Raw genomic sequence first — 19,977 nt, forward strand, 5'->3', positions numbered from 1 at the left:
ACTGCATCTCGTGATGCTCAACGAGGCCTGCTGCCCGTTCAGGGGTTGTCGGCTGCCATCTTCGTCATGTTCAGTCCTGGCATGAGCATGTGTCCGCCTTCGACCAACATCTCGAGACCGGTTGTCCACTGAGATTCGTCAGATGCGAGCCACAGGACGGCCTCGCTCATGGCACGGGGTGGCAGCAGGCCCACGTCACGAAGGGCCGACCAGTACTTCGCTCCCTGCAAATCTTCTTTGGTGCCCTGACCTGGCCCTTTGCCTGCGCACAGATCGTAACCGCCCTGCCAGTCCAGGGCGGGGGTATCGGTGGGGCCAGGAAGAAGTGAGTTGACCCGAATGCCGTATTGCCCGAACTCCAGCGCGGCACCCTTGGCCAACCCAAGGACGCCGTGTTTCGAAGCGACGTAATGAACGTAGTGAGGAGATCCCTCGACGCCGTTGCCGGACGAGGTGATGATCACAGATCCGCCACCGCGCACCTTCATGGCGGGAGTCACAGCTTTCAGGGTGCGCCAGACGCCCATGATGTTGACGTTCAACACATCTGCGAACTCGTCTTCTGGAATGTCTGCGAACGGGTGAACAGTCCAGATGCCTGCGTTGGCCACTGCAACGTCGACGCCACCGAAAACACTCACGCCCTCGGCGACCAAATTGTCGAGTGCGGTTTGCTCTCGGACGTCCCCTTCGTGGGCAATGATCCGCCGGCCCAGTGCCTCAACCTCTTTCACCGTGATCTTGAGTTCGTCAGATGTGGCGACGGGATACGGCACCCTTCCGTCTGCCGGGCAGTCGAACGCAAGAATGTCGGCGCCTTCTTCGGCGAGACGGATGGCGTGCGCTCGTCCCTGCCCTCGTGCCGCGCCGGTGACGAGCGCGACCTTACCTTCCATTCGTTGTCCCATGATTACTCCTCCTTGAGTGATTTACTTGGGGTGTAGGTCTAGCGGCCCGCCAGATCGACAGGATCTTCAATGGTGAAGCGATTGGCAATTACCGCCAGAGTTTCTCTTTCCCAGGGTTTTTCGAGGTTGACAGCTGGCGGATGATAAGTGGACCTTCCCGTTCAGCGACCTTGAGCGCCGGGCCTGATCAGCTGGAGGAGAACATCGATTCCAGGGGGCTCGGTCCAGACATGTGTAGATTCGCCGATTGCGATGGGCGCTGCGATGGGGTCGCGACGACCCGGGCCCCGAATGTCGCATCCGACGAGTTCGGGTCCGTCCGCGCGGTGCAGTCGGAGGGCTATGTGATCGAGTTTGGATGTCGCGTTGCCGAGAGCACTGTCGAGGGCGGACGAGTCCTCCACGGTGTACAGCTCGATCTCCGCGCCGGCTGTGTTGAGGAATACTGAAACAATGTCCATCGCGGGAGCGCTGAATGTCCTGGCGACTTCGACGTCAAACCTGTTGGTCCAGTAGGTGACAGCTGCGTCAAGATCGCGAACAAGTATCCCGATGTGGTCGAGCCGGGCAAGGTCGTCAATGGTTTCTGTTGCTGGGACGTGTGCGTCCATCGATGATCCTCTTATCTGCTATTGGTTGCCGGCCGCGACGAAGTGGGGAGCCAGACCCTGAGTAGGTTCGATCCATCGCTGGGTGACGACCTTAGCCCTGGTGTAGAAGCGGTAGGCGTCGTAATTGAGCCCGTCGTCCCCGAATCGGGAATCTCCCCAGCCTCCGAAGCCAAACCACGAAATAGGCACGGGGATAGGAACATTGATTCCGACGCTGCCGGCCAATACCCCGCGGGTGAACCGCCGCGCGGCGGGCCCGCTGGTGGTGAAGATGGTGGCGCCGTTGCCGTAGGGATTGTTGTTGACGATCTGTAGGGCTTCCTCAAAACTGGCGGCGCGCACGACTCCGAGCACCGGCCCGAACACTTCCTGGCGGTAGAGGTCGCTCTCTACGCTCACGTTATCGACCAGGCTTGGCCCGATGAAGTAGCCGTCGTCGGGTGCAGATCGCTCGCGGCCGTCTACGACAAGCTTTCCCCCGTCTTCGACGGAACGCTCAAGCGCTCCGCGAACGCGGTTGATCGCAACTTGTGAGATGAGCGGCCCCATATCGATTTCCGTTTCAGCGCCGGGTCCGACTTTGAATGCGCGTGCGCGTTCGGCGGTTTTCGCGACCAATGCTTCCGCGGCGTCGCCAACAGCCACTGCAACGGTCACCGCCATACACCGCTGCCCCGCAGCGCCGTATGCCGCCGAGACCAAAGCATCAGCTGCAGCGTCAAGGTCAGCGTCGGGCATCACCACCAGATGATTCTTGGCGCCTCCGAGCGCTTGAACCTTTTTGCCGGTTTGCGCCGATCGCCGGTAGATCTCTCGCGCCACGGGCGTGGAACCCACAAAGGACACGGCTGCAACATCCGGGTGATCTAGGAGTGCTTCGGCCGTCTCGGTACCGCCCTGGACGACGTTGAGGACACCGTGGGGTAGACCGGCTTCGCTCATCATCTGCGCCAACCGAACTGCCGTCGACGGCACCCTGTCACTGGGCTTGAGTACAAACGCGTTGCCGCAGGCTATGGCCGCCACAAACATAGATACCGGCACCATGATCGGGAAGTTGAACGGCGTGATGCCGACGCACACACCAAGCGGCTGACGGAACGAGTACGTGTCCACCCCGTTGGCCACCTGGTCGGCGTACTCGCCTTTGAGCTGCTGTACAGCCGACAGCGATACATCGATTGCTTCAACTGACCGTGCCACCTCGCCCCGGGCGTCGGGCAATGTCTTGCCCTGCTCAGAGGTGATGATCGACGCCAGCTCATCGGTGTGTTCCACTACCAATGACCGAAATCGGTGCAGCACAGAAGCACGAGCGGGGACCGGGGTATCAGCCCAGGCACCTGCAGCCCTTCGCGCGCTGTCTACGGCATCGTTGACCGTTTCGGCATCGCCCCGCACGACGGTTCGCACCACGCGTCCGGTGGCAGGGTCATGGATGTCGGTTTGTGGTCCGCCTGAGGTCTCGACGGCTGCGCCGCCGATCCAGTGCGGGACGGTGTCAAGGAAAACGTCGATAGTCACTGCTGCTCCATTTTGTACTCGAATTGACCGAATGCGCTGGCGTTCAGGCCTTCTGATCGCGGGGGTGGGGCAGATCCGGGAACATTTCGAGGCCGTAGTTGACCTTGAGGTTTTCGACCTCTGCCTGAAGCTGCTCGGGTGTGCGGAGCTCGCGATCACGTGCTTCGTAGAAGTATTTATCGATTCCGGTGTTGGGTTCGAAGCCTGCACGATCAGGTCCGGGCACGAACATGACGAGGATCCGAGCTTCGTCGCCGACAACTTCATACGTGTGCCTCTGGTCTTTGCGTCCCCAGACGAACTGGCCCTTTTTTGCGTTGTATGAACCGGCTTCGGTGTGGATCTTGATCTCGCCGTCCATGACGAAGAAACCTTCTTCTTCGCGGTGATGAATGTGCCAGACCGGTTCGGTGCCGCGTACCCAGTTGGTCTCGATGATGATGAGCTGGCCGTTGGTTGTCTCGCCGGTCGCGTGGATCCAAAAATCCACACCGGTCATGAAGTCCCCGGTCATATTGAAGTGGATCTGGTCCCGGTGCGAAACGTAGCTTTCGCCGTCGCGTGAGGTCGAGGGCTGAATCTGGTCTACATCCGAGTGGATGGTCATGACAATCCTTTCGTGTCGCGGTGCCGCTGGCCGGTCGGGAAGCGGCAACTGAAAGTGAGAGTAGACTCACAGTCGGTGATAGTCAACACCATGTCGAGTACGGCACACCGCCGCTTTGCGCACGGAACGCGGGCCGTGAACCAGTAGGCCGAAACATTAATCCCTTGGTAGGGAACGGCTTTCGCATGGAGTCCGATCAATGATCGGAATGGACTACGTGTTGACTAATCTCGACTGGTAGTCCATTCTCGTCACAAAGCACGCCGGTCGCGCGTGTGTCACTCACGAAAGATGGAGGTTGTTCAGTGAGACTCGAGCCTGAATTCACTTACAATCCCGAGCTTGCTGCGCCTCAGGTTGTGGGGCCGGGGCCCAACGGGGGACGAATCCAACCCGGACCAGTCGTCGAGTTCCAAGTCTTCCGAGTCGTCGGATGACCGCGCTCGACCCGCAAGTGGTTCAGCTGCTGAAGGGTTTCAAAGCGAAACCGCCGGCCCAGCCCTGGGACGTGCCGATTGCGGTTTACAGGCAAGCCGGCGAAGGCCTGATCGCCTTGGCGGGACTGCCAAGCCAGCACTGTGCGGTAGACGATTTCATCATTCCGGTCCGTAAAGGGTCGGTCGTTGCACGGCGATATCGACCTTCCGGATCTACAACTCGAGAGCTGCCCGCGGTCATGTACACCCATGGAGGGGGATTTGTACGTGGGAGCTTGGACTCGCACGACCGGCTATGCAGGGAGCTATGTGTTCAAGCTGGTCTCATTGTCGTCGCGGTCGATTATCGCCTCGCTCCGGAGAACCAGTTCCCGCGTGCGCACCACGATGCGCTCGATGCCTTTGAGTGGTTGAGCAACCACGCCGCCGAGCTAGACATCGACGCCGAATCACTCGCCGTAGCGGGAGACTCTTCAGGAGCCTCTTTGGCTGCGGCTGTCGCCAACGCCGCTCAATCGCGGGGTCTGACAGTAAGGGCCCAGGGCCTATTGTGTCCGGCGCTCGATGCCACCATGGTCAGCAACTCAATCGAACGATACGGCGATGGTCCGTTGCTTACTCGCAAGGCCCTGGAGTGGTCCTACGATCTTTACGTACCCAACGAAGTCGATCGCCAGTCCCCTCTTGTCTCGCCGGTGATGTCTCGGAGTCTGGAGGGGTCCCCGTCAGCAGTCATCGTCAGCGCGCAGGTCGACCCAGTGGCCGATGACGCCCGCCGCTATGGCGAGAAACTGACCGCAGCGGGGGTGAGGGTTCACAGCGAGGAGTACCAAGGCATGCCGCACAGCTTCTTTCTGCTGGCAGGCGTTCTGGACAAAGGTGAACACGCCATAGCGTCTTTCGCATCCGGACTAGCCGGCCTCCTCAGATAGCGAGAATCTCTGTGCCGCAGCGTATGCTGCTGCAAGAGTCACCCCCGGCACTGTTCAGTTCTCGTGGTTCCAACGCCTATGAGATGAGTCAACAGCAGCAGCGCGCAGGTCGGTGAGCAATTCGCTGCGCCGCTGCCCTGCGCAGACGACCACGATGTTCACCTCTCATCTCTAACCTCTACCGTCAACGGCTTCCGTCGACGGCCGCGTGATACCTGAGTCGTCAATGCGAAGGTAGACCAGTCGTTACAGGTTTTGAGCATCGTGCGGCGAGTTCCGCGACCCTCGGGTGTAACGACCAGTCCGGCAACGAGTTTGAGGCGTTGCACAGCGGGCAACCCCGATGTTCGATCTCCGCTAGAGGTGTGTACCTGTGGGACCGACCGCCTCGTGTCGTTACACCGGGTCGGCGACCTTCACGACAACCTTGCCGCGAGTTCTGCCGGACAACGCATTGTTGAGCGTCACGCGCGCTTGCTCTAGACCATTCACGATGGTCTCGTCATACTGCAGGGCGCCACCACCTAGCGCTTTGGCAAGTTCCCCGATGATCTCGCCATACCGGTCGACATGGTCTGTGACGATGAATCCCCGTAGGGTCGCTCGCTGCATCAGCAACTGACTGACATTCCGCAGACCTGGCCGGTCGCCCTGCTCGCTGTACTCGTTGTACTCAGAAATGAGGCCGCACAAAGTTATTCGGGCACCGACGTTCAACCGGTCGAGAACGTAGTCCATAATCGGCCCACCGGCATTCTCAAAGTCGACATCTATGCCGTCAGGGGTCGCGTCATCGAGTTGTTTGCGCCAGTCATCAGAATGGCGGTCAACACATGCATCAAACCCGACTTGTTCAACCAAATACTGACATTTTGCAGCGCCCCCCGCGATACCAACGACCCGTGCGCCACGCTGCTTTGCCAGCTGGCCAGCGATAGAACCAACTGCGCCCGCGGCGGCCGAGACAACGAATGTTTCCCCGGGCCGTGGATCGCCGAGCTCCACGCCGAGGAAAGCGGAGATGCCCGTATGGCCAAGCACTCCGAGGAACGCCGGCAACGGGGCCGGCAGTGGTTCCGGGAGTACCGTGAAAGGAATTTCCAGAGTCGAGTCGTCCGCGACGCAATATTCTTGCCAGCCGGTGAAACCAACTACGAATGCGCCGACCGGAAGGTCCGCTCGTCGGCTCTCGACGACTTGTCCAACGCCTAGCCCACGCATGACCGAGCCCAATTCGACTGGAGCAATATAGGAACGAATCTGACTCATCCAGACTCGATTCGTAGGATCTAGCGACAGGTAAAGAGTTCGAATCAACGCCTGCCCCTCCTTGATGTCAGAAAGCGACTCTTCGAGCCACTCCAAGTCACGCTCGGTGACCTCACCTGTCGGTCTGCTACGCAGGCGAAATTGACGATTGATTGATGTGGTCACACGAACTCCTGGAGCTCAGGGGCGGATAAGGGAGGCAATGTCGACAGCCGTGATCTTGGGCTTGCCGACCGGTGGGGGTCTACTGCGCCCAGACTAGACGGAGTGTGGACTAAAGTCCACAGCCTGTCGATTCAAGCGCTCGGCGCGGCACAGGCCTGCGTCTCAAGTGCGATTTCTAGTTTCGACATAGTGTTGACTATCAACGACAGACCGTGCATCTTTGATTGGTAGGCGGTTGTGCCACAGCCGCCAAGAACGAACATTGGAGGCGCAAATGAATGCACAATCTGACAACCGCAGGGTGGTGGAGCAGTTCTGGGGAGCCCTGGACGATGGCCCACCACGCGGATCGGCGTTGGAGGAGTGGAAGAAGTTTTTTGCATCTGATGCTGTATGGGAGATGCCCTTCGCGCCTGAGCCTCTCGTGCAAGCGGTTCCAGGCGGTGACCTCATCGGTCACTTCATCGATTGGTTCTTCGAGTCAGTGCCGGACTTGCGAATTGATTCGCTGACAGTGCACGACACAGCCGATCCGGAGCTGTTCGTCCTGGAGCTACATGGGACGGCAACTGTCACTCAGACGGGCAAGATCTATGCGAACACCTACTGCACGCATATGCGGATTCGTGACGGCCACATCACGCTTCTGCGTGAATATTTCAATCCAGAGGTTGTAGTCGAGGCCTTCGGACGCGACGAGATCGCCAAGGGAATGGCGACGGTGATGGCTGCTGCCGGAGTGGGAGCTGTTCAGTGAGACTCGAGCCTGAATTCACTTACACTGCCGAGCTTGCTGCGCCTCAGGTTGTGGGGCCGGGGCCTTACGGGTTGCGTCAGGTCCTGGCCGTCACCGGGGGCACCGTCTCTGGAGAACGGATTAGCGGAAAAGCCGCTCCCGGGGGTGGGGACTGGCTTCTGGCCGGTGAGGACGGCTTTGGTCGCCTGGACGTGCGCGCGCAGTTCTTCACCGATGACGGAGCGGTCATCTATATGAACTATCTGGGATTGGTGGAGGTCACCGAAGCTGCTGCCGGTGCGCTCAGTGGCGGGGATACGGGCACTGACTTCGGGGATCATTATTTCGTCACTACGCCACGTCTGGAGTGCGGCGATCCCAAGTACACCTGGGTCAACCAAAGCATTTTCGTCGGACAAGGACGCATCCAGCCCGGACCAGTCGTCGAGTTCCAAGTCTTCCGAGTCGTCGGATGATGCTTGTGGCCTACACGTGAGAGCTCTGGGACCCACTCTGCGACTACTACAGTAGGCCCATCTTCTGGTTCTGGGGCCGCTGACCACACGATAAGTCGGCGGCCCCGCCGGGTCCTATGCGTTAGAAGCACAGGAGTGGACTCCGGTGGAGGATGCGGCTCCTGTTAGAGAACCGATGATCGAACAGAGGACCTCATGCAACCCGTCTCCTGCACCCCGCTCAACCTGTTGCGTGAAGGGCGAAACATCCAGAATCCATCGGCAACAGCGGGTTTGCACGAATCTGTCTGCGAAGCAGACGAGATCGACGGCGACTGGAAGCGTGCGAAGTTGGACGCTCGGGTTGCTACGGTCGACTCATGACCGCTGGCCCGAAACCATCTCAGCTCTCGGCGGAACTCGGGCCGATCAATCCTCCGGTCCGGTTGTTGATGGGTCCAGGCCCAATCACGGCGTATCCGCGCGTATTACAGGCGATGACTGCCCAGATGGTCGGTCAGTACGATCCGTTCATGACCACGACCATGAACGAGGTCCAAGCGCTCTACCGCGAGGTCTTTGTCACCTCCAATGAAGCAACCCTGGTCGTCGACGGCACCGCGCGAGCCGGCATCGAGGCCGCGCTGGTCTCTTTGATCAGCCCTGGCGATCGGGTGCTGGTGCCGAGGTTCGGCCGGTTCGGCCAGTTGCTCGTCGAGATCGCTGAACGCTGTGGCGCGAAGGTCCACGCCATTGATGTCGAGTGGGGGCGCGCCTTTGACGCCGAAACGATCGAAGCCGCAATCAAGACGGTGCGCCCGAAAGTGCTCGCCATCGTGCAAGGCGACACCTCGACGACGATCGCTCAGCCCCTCGAAGAGCTCGGGGCCATCTGCCGCGAGTACGACGTCCTGTTCTATTGCGATGCGACCGCCAGTATCGCCGGCAACCGGTTCCTGACCGATGAGTGGGGCGTCGACGCGGTGTCGGCTGGTTTACAGAAATGTCTGGGCGGGCCGTCCGGTAGCGCGCCATTGACCCTGTCTCCCAGAGCTGTTGAGGTGATCGAGTCTCGCAAGAGCATCGAGGCCGGTATCCGTGATGCCGACAGCGTGGTTCGCGCGAATCGCGTCCAGTCCAACTACTTCGATCTCGGTCAGATTCTCGACTACTGGGGACCGAAGCGGTTGAACCATCACACCGAAGCCACCACGATGCTCTACGGTGCTCGCGAATGTGCACGCTTGTTGCTCGAAGAGGGACTAACCGAGTGCGTGTCGCGGCACCGCCTGCATGGCGACGCGATGCTTGCCGGAGTCCAAGGACTCGGCCTGAGGACGTTCGGCGACTTGCGATACAAGATGACGAACGTTGTCGGAGTCGAGATCCCGGAAGGCGTGCACGGCGAGGCGGTACGCGCTGACCTGCTGACGGACTACGGCATCGAGATCGGTACCTCCTTCGGTCCTCTCCACGGACGGATCTGGCGGATCGGCACAATGGGTTACAACGCTCGCCGCGACGCCGTTCTGACCACATTGACCGCGCTGGAGGCGGTGCTTCGTCGGCACGGGGTCAAGGTTCCTGCCGGTGGTGGGAGCGAAGCAGCCATCGAGTCCTACACATCTGCGATGTCGCCGAGCGGGACTCTTAAGCCTTCTAGCTCTGCGTTGCCCGTGGGTTGCTCTGGTACCTCGGCAGTCGACCGCGGGCCAGTCAAAGACTGAGAATGTGCGGATTGCGGCGCGATTGCAGCGGATCTCTTTGAGACTGTCGAACTGCCTACTCGATGACGATGTCGAGACTGTCGGAAACAGGCACGGACTGGCATGCAAGCCGCATGCCTTTGCCTAATTCGTAGTCGTCAAGCGTGTCGTTGACACGCATCTCGACTTCGCCGGCTTTGAGAGTGAAAGCGCATGCGCCGCAATTCCCTTCGCGGCAGACGAAGGGTGCGTCGATACCGTTGTCGAGCATCGCGTCGAGGAGAACGGTGTCGGGCGGGCAGCGAAAGGTGTAGTCCTCCCCTTCGACCTCTGCGGTGACAGGCGTACCCACGTCCGTCGCGGACGGTGGATCGGCGACCGAGGTATGGAACGGGTTGGCCTGGATAGAGCTGAAAACCTCTCGATGGATGGCATCGGGCGAGAGTCCCGCGGCGACGAGGGCGTCGTGCGCGAGGTCCATGAATACCTCTGGGCCGCAGAGGTATGCATCCGAATCGGGCGATGGGGTTACCAGGTTGCGCAGCCCGGTGGCGGTCGGCAAACCGTGGTCGGACTCGAACCAGTGGATCACCTCGAGGCGCGTCGGATAACGCTGGAGTAGGTCGGCCAGGGTGCTCGCGAACATCACCGATTCGGTCGACCTGTTCGCGTAGACCAGCACGACCCGCTCCTGGTGGACCTCCAGCGCGGTTTTGAGGATGGACAGCACCGGAGTGATGCCACTGCCGGCCGCGACAAGAACGAGTGGCTTGTCCCACCGTGACGGCACAAAAGAGCCCGCAGGCCTCAGCGCCGACAGGGTCATTCCGACGGTGGCGTTGTCGCAGAGCCAATTGGACGCGTAACCGCCCGGGGTGCGTTTGACCGAGATTGCCGGCCGCTCGTCGCAGTCGGGGCTGCTCGACAGCGAGTAACAACGCGCTACGGAGCTGTCCTTCTCGTGCGGGATCTCCAGGGTGACGAATTGTCCGGGTCGGTAGTCGAATGGCGCCAGACGGTCGGTGTCGGGTGTGGAGAAGACAAGGGTGACGGCGTCGGACGTTTCCTCGATCACGTTCTCGACCTGCAGTCGAAGGGTCCGTGCACCGATGGCCGTGCCGGCCGAATCGATCGTCAAGAGTCATCCTTTCGTGCACTGTCTGCACTCGGCCGACACTGGCAGGCCTGCTCCGGTGGAATGAAGTGCGTTGATCTGTGTGAATAAACCGTACCATTGACAAATGGCACAGTTTCCGATGATGCTGTCGTTATGACAACGAGAGGCGCGGTCGTGCCATTGCGGGGATCCCTGCGGTCCCGGTGTGCTGCGCGGGTGACGGCGGCGACGCTGCGTCCGGTCGCGTCGCGGCTTCCGTACGACAAGGGCGGCGTGCAGGTCGCGCGCGTCCTCGTCGAGGTCGCAATGCGTTTGTGCGGCAGTAGGCTGCGCGGAACCAGGGTCACAGCGGTGAGCGACGACGGAGTCTTCGGTGAGTGGGTGGACGCCACGAAACCCGGGTTCCCGGACGAGAATGTCGCGGACGAGGCCGCCGGAGTGGTGCTGTATCTGCACGGCAGCGCCTATGCGATCTGTTCGGCGCGCACGCACCGTGGCCTGGCATCGCGACTCTCACGTGAAGCGGGTCTGCCGGTGTTCGTGGTGGACTACCGACTCGCACCCGAGCATCCGTTCCCGTCTGCCGCGGACGACATCGAGCGGGCGTATCGGTGGCTGCTGGAGCGTGGCTACGACCCCGGCAACATCGTCGTCGCGGGAGACTCCGCGGGCGGACACCTCGCGCTGGACCTGGTCATCGACAACGCTCGACGCTCAATACCTCAGCCTGCTGCGGTGGTGCTGTTCTCCCCCTTGATCGACTTGACCTTCGATTTGGCCGAGGGCCGCGAGCGCGTGCGGCGCGATCCGATGATTTCCGCTGCCGGCGCGCGGGCCCTCACCACGCTCTACACAACCGGACAGGAACCGGATATCCCGCGCCTGCGACTGGCGGTGGAGGCCGGAACGGTGTTGCCGCCCTTCCTGGTGCAGGCGGGTGGCGCCGAGATGCTGGTCGCCGACGCCGAATACCTGCGCGACCTCGTCGAAGCCAACGCGGGTACATGCACGCTCGAGATCTGGCCCGACCAGATGCACGTCTTCCAAGCGCTTGATCGCGTGTCTCCGGAGGCGGCGCCCGCCTTGCGACGGGCAGCACAGTTCCTCCGCACCGAACTCGGGCTCACCGCAGTCCCTTTCGGCCAACCAGCCCTCTAACAGAAATCGAGAAGTCATGTTCGGATTCCGATCGACCCCGCCGCCGTCGTACGGCGCCGATGCCGTGGTGACCGGCGCGGGAAGCGGTATCGGCCGCGCCTTTGCCATCGAGCTCGCCCGGCGCGGAGGCCGCGTTGTGTGCGCCGACATCTCACTCGAACGGGCGGAGGAAACCGTCCGCCTTCTTGCCGGCCGTGGCTACGCAGTCCAGTGCGACGTTGCCGACCGATCGCAGGTGGAGGATCTCGCCTTGTTCGCCGAACTCGAATTCGGTGGCGCCCCAACGGTGGTGATCAACAACGCCGGCGTCGGCATCGGCGGGCAGCCGGTGGGCAGCATCGGTCTCGACAACTGGAACTGGGCCCTGAGTATCAATTTGTGGGGCGTCATCCACGGGTGTGAAACGTTCATTCCGCAACTGCGCGCGGCCGGACGCGGGGGTGTCATCAACGTTGCCTCTGCCGCGGGGTTCGCCGCCGCGCCGACCATGGGCCCCTACAGCGTCGGCAAGGCCGGTGTCATGTCGCTCTCGGAAACCTTGGCGGCGGAGTTGTCGGGAACCGGTGTGCGCGTGAGCGTACTGTGCCCGACGTTCGTCAAGACCAACGTCGCCGTCGACGGCCGTATCACCGCGAAGTCTTCCCAACTCGCGCAGAACCTGATGCGGTGGACCGGGTTCTCGCCCGAGCGCGTCGCCGTCGGCACACTCGACGCCTTCGACAAAGGCCGCCTCTACGTCGTTCCGCAGCTTGATGCCAAAGCGATCTGGCTGGCCAAGCGACTAACTCCAGCTCTCTACGCCCGCGGTGCCGGGCTGCTCAATCGACTGATGCCGGACGAGCCCGCGCCGCACAGCCAGCTCCAATCCGCTTCAACGACAGGAAAGTGACGATGACACAGAACTTCGATTTCGATGCCATGCTGGACAAGATCAAAGACCGTCAATGGGCCCTCGCCGACATCGACTGGGATGCACCGGGTGCGGAGCTGATCAGCCCCGAACTGCACGCCAAACTCAAGCCGTTCATGTCGGATCTGATGTGGATCGAGAACGTCGGTGCCCGCGGCTTCGCGGCCATGGCGCGCAAGGCCCCGACCGAAACCCTCCGAGACATCTACCGCCACTTCCACGCCGAGGAACAGAAGCACGCCAACGCCGAACTGGCGCTGATGCGCCGGTGGGGAATGCTCGAGAACGACGAGATCCCTCAGCCGAACGTCAACGTCAAACTCATCATCGACTGGCTGGACAAGTACTCCGACCAAACCCCACTGGCCGTGCTCGGCACAGTAATTCCGATGCTCGAGGTGGCCCTCGACGGTGCGCTGGTGAAGTTCATCGTCGACGAGATCGACGACCCGGTCTGCCAAGAGGTGTTCAAACGCATCAACGCCGATGAGTCACGGCACCTCGCAGTTGATTTCGAGGTCATCGAGCTTCTCGGTCATGCGAAGATGCGCAAGATCATCGTGGAAACCGTCGGCGCCTGGATGCACCCGTCGCTGATCATCGGCACCCTGCGTTACATCCCGTTGCTGAACAAGATGCGCGACAACATCGTTGCGATGGGTGTCGACGAGGAGCGTCTCTACACCGCCATGAAGCGATTCAAGAAGGTCGGTGAGCGCACGCCGTTCCCGAAACGCTTGCCCATGTACCGCTTCATCGCCTGGCACGGATCGGTGGTGATCAATCGTGACCACCCGTACCATTATTTGGCCGATTCGATGGTCACCCTGACCGCCAAGTACCCCAAACGCCTGCTCCGCGCCCAGCCCACCTGGTCGAAGGAACTGACCTACGAGCCCGTCGCATGAGCGGCCGTGAAGTGTTGTCCGTTGCTGTGATCGGCGGCGGATTCGCCGGCGTCGGCGCAGCTATCCGACTCAAGCAACGCGGCATCGCAGACATCGCCATCTTGGAGCGTGGCACCCGTCCCGGGGGGACGTGGCGTGACAACACCTATCCCGGTGCGGCATGCGACATTCCGTCGCGGCTGTACTCCTACAGTTTCGCGCCGAATCCGGACTGGTCGCACACCTACTCCGGCAGCGAAGAGATCCTCGCCTACGTCGATTCGATGATCGACAAGTTCGAGCTGGGCCAGTATTTCCGGTTCGAACACAACGTGGCCGATCTGACCTGGCACGAGGACTCGTCGCTGTGGGAGATCACCATCGACGACCGCGAGCCGGTCTTCGCTCGCGCCGTTGTCATGGCGTCGGGCCCCCTTGCCAACGTGAGCCTCCCGAAGATCCGCGGCATCGAAACCTACGAGGGCGAGAAGATCCACAGCGCCCGCTGGAACCATGACTACGATTTCGCGGGCAAGAAGGTTGCCGTCGTGGGCACCGGGGCGAGCGGGGTGCAGATCGTGCCGGAGCTGGTCCGTGTGGCGGACTCGGTGAAGGTCTTCCAGCGCACACCCGGCTGGGTTCTTCCGCGCACCAACCTGAGCACGCGGCCGGTGACCCGTGAGGTGTATCGACGCCTGCCGTTCACGCAGTCGCTTGCCCGCAAAGCCTGGTTCTGGGGCCATGAATCCGTCGCCTTGGGTGTGGTGTGGAAGTCGCCGCTGACCCGCGTCGTGGAAGGGGTGTCCAAGCTGCACCTGCGCACCCAGGTGCGTGATCCATGGATGCGCCGTCAGCTCACGCCCGAGTTCCGGGCCGGATGCAAGCGATTGCTGATGACCAGTCAGTACTACCCGGCTCTGCAGAAGGACAACTGCACCTTGGTGACCTGGCCGATCGCCAGTATTTCCGAGAAGGGGATCCGCACCGTCGAGGGGATCGAGCACCAGTTCGACGCCATCGTCTTCGCGACGGGATTCGACGTCTCCAAGGCGGGCACGCCGATTCCGATCACCGGCCGCGGCGGCCGAGTCCTCGCCGAGGAGTGGAGCAAAGGCGCCTACGCCTACAAGTCCGTTGCCGTCTCGGGATACCCGAACATGTACTTCACCTTCGGTCCGAACTCCGGGCCAGGCCACAGCTCAGCGCTGGTGTACATGGAAGCGCAGATCGACTACATCGTCGACGCCATCGCCACGGCAGTGAACCAGAACTTCGTCCTCGACGTGCGCGCAGACGTGCAGGCGCAGTACAACGAGGATCTGCAGCAGCGGTTGACCAAGACCACGTGGAACTCGGGCTGCTCGAGCTGGTACCTCACCGAAGACGGCTTCAACGCCACCATGTATCCCGGCTTCGCGACGCAGTACGTCAAGCAGCTCGACACGGTTGTCTTGCCGGACTACTCGATCACGGCCGCGAACACCGCCGGCGTGGATGACGCTGTCCTGGCCGGGACTCCCTGATTTTCGTAGACAACTAGGGAACCCGAAAATCCCACCGCTGCAGGGGTACACGAGGGGAGTGATGCGGAGAACCGCATCACTCCCCTTGTTTCATGTCCGGCCGGGAGCTGACGCGAAAGCTGCGCCGTCAGGAGGGGACCACGGAGCGCGAACTGCCTGAAACCAGCAACGCCTGGTCGTCGGCGAGTAGTCGCAGTGTGAATTGCCCACCGAATCGGTGTCTGAGTTCGTCGATGATCGCCCGACCCGACACAATGCCGTCGGCGTGGGGCACGACGACTTCGTCAATCCAGCCAAGCCCGGTTGTGGAGTCAAGACTGCGCGCCTCGGAGGGGTCGTCGAGGAGGGCGAGCGGTTCGATATCTGCGCCGATGACGCACGCACCCGCACTTGCGCCGATGTAGGGGAGACCAGCTTCGACGCGTTCGGTGAGGACATCCGCGAAACCCGTGCGCCGCATTACTTCGAGCAAGTGGAAGACGTTGCCGCCGGAAACGAAGACTGCATCAACCGTGTCCAGTGACTTCGCGAGGTCGATTGCCGTCATGGCTTCGATGTCGAGTTCGACTGTATGCCAGCCCTGTTCGTGGAGAGTTGTTCGATCGAAGTCCACCCAGGCTCGGTTGTCATAGATCGACGATGCGGTCGGTACAAACCCGATGGTGGCGCCAGGACCGGTTCGGGGCGTCAAGAAGCCCGGTACCGCCGACAACCATCGGCTCACCAACAGGAGTTCAGCCACAGCATCAGCCTGCCACGTTGCGCGTCGGGAGACCGGAAACTATTGAGGTGGGCACAACTTTAGTACTTCGCGTCAGAGCGGGGTGAGGCCGATCATCCGGCGGTCCGAGGAAAGAATCCACCCATTGTCGTACGGTGTCATCGCACGGCCCGAACGGAACGTCTCGGGATCTGCGTCGATGGCCACAAATGGCGCTGTCCACACGATCTCGCCGGTACCGATGTCAACCGCCATCAGTGCCTCGGTCCCCTCGACCACTCCGGATCCGACGAGTAACCCGCCACCGGCCGCGAGGGGGGTCAACGACTCGTCCCCATCGGTGCGCCACAGCTGCTTTCCGGACCGCACGTCGATACCTACCGCGCGTGCGTTTGTCGTATCGCTGAGGTAGGCGGTGTTGCCTACGACGGCTGTGACAGTTCCGGACTGCCCGGCGACGAGATCCGGGTTGGTCCAGAGGCGCTCGCCGGTGGTGCGGTCGTACGCAGAATCGCCGAGAAGGACGGGATCATCTGCGTCGGCGTGCTCGAATACCGGATACTGCACTTCCGGACTCGTCGAGGTCGCGAGCACCTTTCCGTCCGGTCCCCGTAGAAGCTGCTCGGACTCGGTGTCGTCGGACCCACACCCGCTGTTCGATTGCACCACAACACCTCCGGGCTCGAGGGTCGCGCTCGACACGCAGCTCTCGCCGCTGCCCCACAACAGGTTGCCGGAATCAGCGTCGAACTGCGCCATAGAGACACCCATCCGCACGAGCCCGACCTCGTCGGCCACGGTCAGTACGCCCGACTGGTACACGTCCTCCCATCCGCCGCTGACGTCAAATTTCTGCGTCCAGTTGGCAGAGACGTCGTCGAAGTTGCCTGAATGGACCCGGACCTCGCCGTCTTCGGGGCTGCCTTCGATGATGTACAGGGTGTCGGCGGTGGTCGTGAGACCGAAAACGTATTCCTCGACGGAACGCCTCTCTGACGCACCCGACTTGAGGTCGTACGTGACGATCGCGTGGCCATCGGCTTGTGCGTAGCAGTAGATCTTCCCATCGATCGGCTGATCGCTGCACTGCTCGAGATCCGCGGCGGGAGCGCGCCAGCGGACAGAACCGTTTTCGGGGTCGACACCGATCATCACGGCCTCGTCGAGGACGTACCTGTCGGTCGGAATGCCGACAATGGTCACGAGAGTGTCTGCTGCCAGGATGAATCCAGGAGTGCCGGACATGTACGACGATCCCCCGCGCGGATCAGAGAAGTCTCCGAACGGACGGCCGAGGTACTCGGCGGCATCGAGGGACCAAGCGAGCCCCGGCGCGTGCTCGTTTGTCCCGGTGATCTTCTTGACCGACGTCGGACCCTGGTTGGCCACCACGGCCGCCGCTGCGGTGACTGTCACGACGGCGGCTGCGGCGGCCGCGATAAGCGCCCGCGTACTCCTGCTGGGCACGGCTACAGCTCCAATCCGTCTGTGAGTGCAATGGATTCGAGCTCTTCCAAGGAAAGCGGCGAATTGGGTACGGCGGCGCTGGAACTGACAGAGATTTGAGTTCCGCCGGGACGCGTCACTTCGACGGAGTTGGTCGTCTCCCTCTGCGAGTTGTCGGGACTGCTCGTTGTTGAGACCGAGCCGGAGGACTGCTGCGTCTGCACGACGGTCCCGTCAGGAAGCGTCCGCATCTCCTGCTGACCACTGGACCCTGGAACTGGGCGTTCGGGAGTGGGAAGTGGCTGGCCGCCGGTGATCGAGATCTTGAGTCCTGCAGTCCCATTCGACACCGGAAGAAATGTGCACACAATGTCATCCGAATAGTTGGCGAGTTGCAACGGAGGCAGCTTTCGGCCGCGGAGATCGGTCGTCGCGAGGATGGTATCGAGCCTGCGGGCCTGCTCCCGGGTAATGGCTGGGCCGCCGTCGTCGAAGGAATCCCCGCACCCTTCTGACGGCGCGGGTGTGCCCGGTGGGACCGGGGTGCTGAGCCGGAGTCCGGGATCACTGACAATTCGCACCAGATCATCGATTGCCAGAGGGATCTTCCCGCTGTGCTCTTGTTGCGCGTCGCCAGAAATGTCGTAGGCGGTCGCATGGATCCACGACTGATCGGGCACGTAAGCACGCGCAGATCGTCTAAGAGTCCGGGAGCCATTCACTTCCTCCCAGGTGTCGTGGACATCGACGATCGTGCCATCGGCGAGAGTGCGTCGCTCGTCGAGATAACCCGCCACACACGCGGGAACCGGGTCGGAATTCTTCTGAACCTGTAGGTAGACACTGCCTTTGGCGTCGCCGTTGACCAACGCAGCCGTGGCGTAGGTGTAGCCTTTCGGCTCTGGCTGCGCTCCGCCGAGGTCAGATACTGGCTGGAACACAAGTGACCTCTCCTGGCTTGCGAACTCAATTTCTGCACTTGGGGGCAGCGACGCGACCGCAGCGTTCGACATCGCGGTCGCCTTTGGACCGCTAAACCACGGGTACTCGGGATTGTCGTAGCTGGGGTCGCTACTGGACGTAAAAACACTGTAGCGACCCGAATCGGTGGGTGGTGGCTCGACCGTCTCGCACCCCGGAATCGGGGCGGATAGGTCCACGGGTTCTTCCACGATGTTGACGTCCATAGGCGCAGCCGGATCGGGCCCCGTCGTCGATGATGTTGGCAACGTGGTCAGTTCCGGATCCGGCGATGGCCTCAGCAGGCCGGCCACCGCGATCACCAGCGCTACGACGGACACCATGATCAACGCGTAGGTCCATGCCTGCTTCGCGCGTGACGATTCCTGCTCGTTCATCCACTTCCTCCCCGTTGCGGACGCTACGGCAGCCGTGGCAATAAGGCCAGTACGCTGGCCACCTTGCCCAGGTGGCTACAGCACCGCTTGCACTACACGGCGCTTACGACCTGGTGGTCGGATCCGCGGCGCTCGAGAGCGCGATCCCGGGCGAGCAGGAAGAAGGGGATCGCGGTCGCGATGCCCACCCCGAAGGTGAGGACAAATGAAGCGACCCACCATCGGATGATGTGGAGCTTCTTCGCTTCCGAGAACGCCCAGATATGGAATCCGATGACCACGTACATGAGGTCGACCATCGCGAAGCGGCCCGGCGTTGTCTTGTGGATGTCTCCGATGAAGAAGTCCAGTACCGACTTAGGGCCGTTTTCGCGGACGTACGGAATTGCGATGGCGTTCTGGGTCACCAAGGCCGCCACGAACGTGACCATGAGAGACCGGCGCCGCCAGATGTCATTGGTGGTGGGTGATTTCGACATAGTGCTCCTCTGTCTTGAGTTTCATCTGCACGATCACGTCGGGCCTAGCTGACTCGCATCAGTCTCTCTATTTTGCGACGACCACCTCCTCACTGTCGGCAGCACTTCGGGCCAATGCAACTGCAGCGGCGACCGTCGCGACGAGCGCGATCGCCAGGATCGCGGCCACGGCCCTGTCGGCATGCAGGTACTCGCCGAGCACAACGAAGCCCAGCAGCGAGGCGACCATCGGTTCCATCACCGTGGTGGCCGGGAGCGATGCCTGCAATGCGCCGACCTGAAAAGCTGACTGCTGCAGTGATATAGCGATCACCGCCACAACGATCAGCGCGTAGGGCTCCACCGACGTGAGCAGCGCGACGGGGCCGCGCCCGACGAGATGGACAACCCCTTTGGTCAGCACTGCTGCAACGCCGAAGAGTGCGCCTCCGGCGAGTCCCAGAAGTAGCGCACGCCGTGACCTGGATCCGTTGCGCGACAGCAGGACAAACGCGGCGACAAAAGGTAACCCGATGGCGCAGATGATGATCCAGTGCTGCGTCTCGGCACGTTCGACACCGGGGCGTGGGTCGCCCACCACAACGAGTACGGCGACAGACAGGGTCAACGCCGCCGCCCAAGCCCAGTCCAGTGGCCGGACGGTACGACCGGAGAATCTCGCCCCCAGCGGTAGGGCGAACAGCAACGACAACACGAGAAGGGGCTGCACGAGCAGAAGCGATCCGAGCCCTAGAGCAACCGCCTGAAGGCCGTAACCACCGAACCCCACCAGTGTGCCCAGCCACCATTCCGGTCTGCGAACGAGTGTGGTGATCGGCCCGAGCGCGCCCACGTCATCATCGCTGATCACCGACGCCGATCGCTGTCGGATCACCGTGCCCACTGCGATACACAAAGCGGCGCCGACCGCGCACAGAACCGCCAGGAACGAGTTGCTCACTCACAGAACGTACCGTGAGCGCATCACGTCCAGCAGGAGTTGTCTCGCAGCACAGAAGATGACGCCTGATGCCGGATGACCCGACTGC

General features: G+C 61.8%; 19 protein-coding genes. 8 read left to right on the plus strand and 11 right to left on the minus strand.

All coding sequences use genetic code 11. The annotated features are described in order from the left end of the window. Positions 1-38: 38 nt before the first annotated feature. The 4 genes from WIMU1_RS08200 to WIMU1_RS08215 form a co-directional block, all read right to left on the minus strand. A complete protein-coding gene (locus tag WIMU1_RS08200) occupies positions 39-908 on the minus strand; it encodes a mycofactocin-coupled SDR family oxidoreductase (RefSeq protein WP_062796351.1) in 870 nt (289 codons plus the stop codon). Positions 909-1,069: 161 nt separating this feature from the next. Next, complete coding sequence (locus WIMU1_RS08205) at positions 1,070-1,519, minus strand: VOC family protein (RefSeq protein WP_084248103.1); 450 nt, start codon at positions 1,517-1,519, stop codon at positions 1,070-1,072. An 18-nt stretch (positions 1,520-1,537) separates the two neighbouring features. Then, entirely contained in the window at positions 1,538-3,043 is a 1,506-nt protein-coding gene (locus WIMU1_RS08210) for a CoA-acylating methylmalonate-semialdehyde dehydrogenase (RefSeq protein WP_084248104.1), read from the minus strand. 43 nt (positions 3,044-3,086) lie between these two features. Then, positions 3,087-3,650: a cupin domain-containing protein gene (locus WIMU1_RS08215; protein ID WP_062796353.1), complete on the minus strand. Its 564-nt coding sequence runs from the start codon at positions 3,648-3,650 to the stop codon at positions 3,087-3,089. A 433-nt stretch (positions 3,651-4,083) separates the two neighbouring features. Here WIMU1_RS08215 and WIMU1_RS08220 point away from each other — a divergent pair, with 433 nt between their 5' ends. Beyond that, entirely contained in the window at positions 4,084-5,019 is a 936-nt protein-coding gene (locus WIMU1_RS08220) for an alpha/beta hydrolase (protein ID WP_062796355.1), read from the plus strand. A 396-nt stretch (positions 5,020-5,415) separates the two neighbouring features. On the opposite strand, the gene WIMU1_RS08225 is transcribed toward WIMU1_RS08220, so the two are convergent. After that, a complete protein-coding gene (locus WIMU1_RS08225) occupies positions 5,416-6,453 on the minus strand; it encodes an NADP-dependent oxidoreductase (RefSeq protein WP_062796357.1) in 1,038 nt (345 codons plus the stop codon). A 274-nt stretch (positions 6,454-6,727) separates the two neighbouring features. Between WIMU1_RS08225 and WIMU1_RS08230 the strand changes: the two genes are divergently transcribed. The 3 genes from WIMU1_RS08230 to WIMU1_RS08240 all read left to right on the plus strand — a co-directional run bounded on the left by WIMU1_RS08230 (position 6,728) and on the right by WIMU1_RS08240 (position 9,371). Further along, a complete protein-coding gene (locus WIMU1_RS08230) occupies positions 6,728-7,210 on the plus strand; it encodes a nuclear transport factor 2 family protein (RefSeq protein ID WP_084248105.1) in 483 nt (160 codons plus the stop codon). Further along, complete coding sequence (locus WIMU1_RS08235; protein WP_062796359.1) at positions 7,207-7,665, plus strand: DUF3237 domain-containing protein; 459 nt, start codon at positions 7,207-7,209, stop codon at positions 7,663-7,665. The genes WIMU1_RS08230 and WIMU1_RS08235 overlap by 4 nt, the downstream gene beginning before the upstream one ends. 488 nt (positions 7,666-8,153) lie before the next feature. Beyond that, positions 8,154-9,371, plus strand: a complete 1,218-nt coding sequence (locus tag WIMU1_RS08240; protein WP_281275284.1) for a pyridoxal-phosphate-dependent aminotransferase family protein — start codon at positions 8,154-8,156, stop codon at positions 9,369-9,371. 55 nt (positions 9,372-9,426) lie between these two features. Here WIMU1_RS08240 and WIMU1_RS08245 read toward each other — a convergent pair whose 3' ends face one another. Continuing rightward, on the minus strand, positions 9,427-10,488 hold the full coding sequence (locus tag WIMU1_RS08245; RefSeq protein ID WP_245968892.1) for a ferredoxin--NADP reductase: 1,062 nt from the start codon (positions 10,486-10,488) through the stop codon (positions 9,427-9,429). 132 nt (positions 10,489-10,620) lie between these two features. Here WIMU1_RS08245 and WIMU1_RS08250 point away from each other — a divergent pair, with 132 nt between their 5' ends. The 4 genes from WIMU1_RS08250 to WIMU1_RS08265 are packed head-to-tail and all read left to right on the plus strand — an operon-like array spanning position 10,621 to position 14,945. After that, positions 10,621-11,625 carry an alpha/beta hydrolase gene (locus tag WIMU1_RS08250; protein WP_062796361.1) on the plus strand — a complete coding sequence of 335 codons (1,005 nt, stop codon included), beginning with the start codon at positions 10,621-10,623 and terminating at the stop codon, positions 11,623-11,625. A 16-nt stretch (positions 11,626-11,641) separates the two neighbouring features. Beyond that, entirely contained in the window at positions 11,642-12,514 is an 873-nt protein-coding gene (locus tag WIMU1_RS08255; RefSeq protein WP_062796363.1) for an SDR family NAD(P)-dependent oxidoreductase, read from the plus strand. 2 nt (positions 12,515-12,516) lie between these two features. Continuing rightward, entirely contained in the window at positions 12,517-13,443 is a 927-nt protein-coding gene (locus tag WIMU1_RS08260; RefSeq protein WP_030166382.1) for a hypothetical protein, read from the plus strand. Next, a complete protein-coding gene (locus tag WIMU1_RS08265; RefSeq protein ID WP_084248106.1) occupies positions 13,440-14,945 on the plus strand; it encodes a flavin-containing monooxygenase in 1,506 nt (501 codons plus the stop codon). Before WIMU1_RS08260 ends, WIMU1_RS08265 begins: the two co-directional genes overlap by 4 nt. 127 nt (positions 14,946-15,072) lie before the next feature. Here the strand turns inward: WIMU1_RS08265 and WIMU1_RS08270 are convergent, their stop codons facing one another. The 5 genes from WIMU1_RS08270 to WIMU1_RS08290 form a co-directional block, all read right to left on the minus strand. Continuing rightward, positions 15,073-15,687 (minus strand): Type 1 glutamine amidotransferase-like domain-containing protein, encoded by a 615-nt coding sequence (locus WIMU1_RS08270; protein WP_062796366.1) that lies wholly within the window; start codon positions 15,685-15,687, stop codon positions 15,073-15,075. Positions 15,688-15,759: 72 nt separating this feature from the next. Beyond that, positions 15,760-17,133, minus strand: a complete 1,374-nt coding sequence (locus tag WIMU1_RS08275; RefSeq protein WP_062796368.1) for an outer membrane protein assembly factor BamB family protein — start codon at positions 17,131-17,133, stop codon at positions 15,760-15,762. 2 nt (positions 17,134-17,135) lie between these two features. Next, complete coding sequence (locus tag WIMU1_RS08280) at positions 17,136-18,470, minus strand: hypothetical protein (RefSeq protein WP_062796370.1); 1,335 nt, start codon at positions 18,468-18,470, stop codon at positions 17,136-17,138. A 92-nt stretch (positions 18,471-18,562) separates the two neighbouring features. Beyond that, positions 18,563-18,949 carry a DUF2834 domain-containing protein gene (locus tag WIMU1_RS08285; protein WP_062796372.1) on the minus strand — a complete coding sequence of 129 codons (387 nt, stop codon included), beginning with the start codon at positions 18,947-18,949 and terminating at the stop codon, positions 18,563-18,565. A gap of 67 nt (positions 18,950-19,016) precedes the next feature. After that, a complete protein-coding gene (locus WIMU1_RS08290) occupies positions 19,017-19,889 on the minus strand; it encodes a DMT family transporter (protein WP_062796373.1) in 873 nt (290 codons plus the stop codon). Positions 19,890-19,977 lie beyond the last annotated feature (88 nt).

This window comes from Williamsia muralis NBRC 105860 (assembly GCF_001598915.1).
Taxonomy (GTDB): domain Bacteria; phylum Actinomycetota; class Actinomycetes; order Mycobacteriales; family Mycobacteriaceae; genus Williamsia; species Williamsia muralis.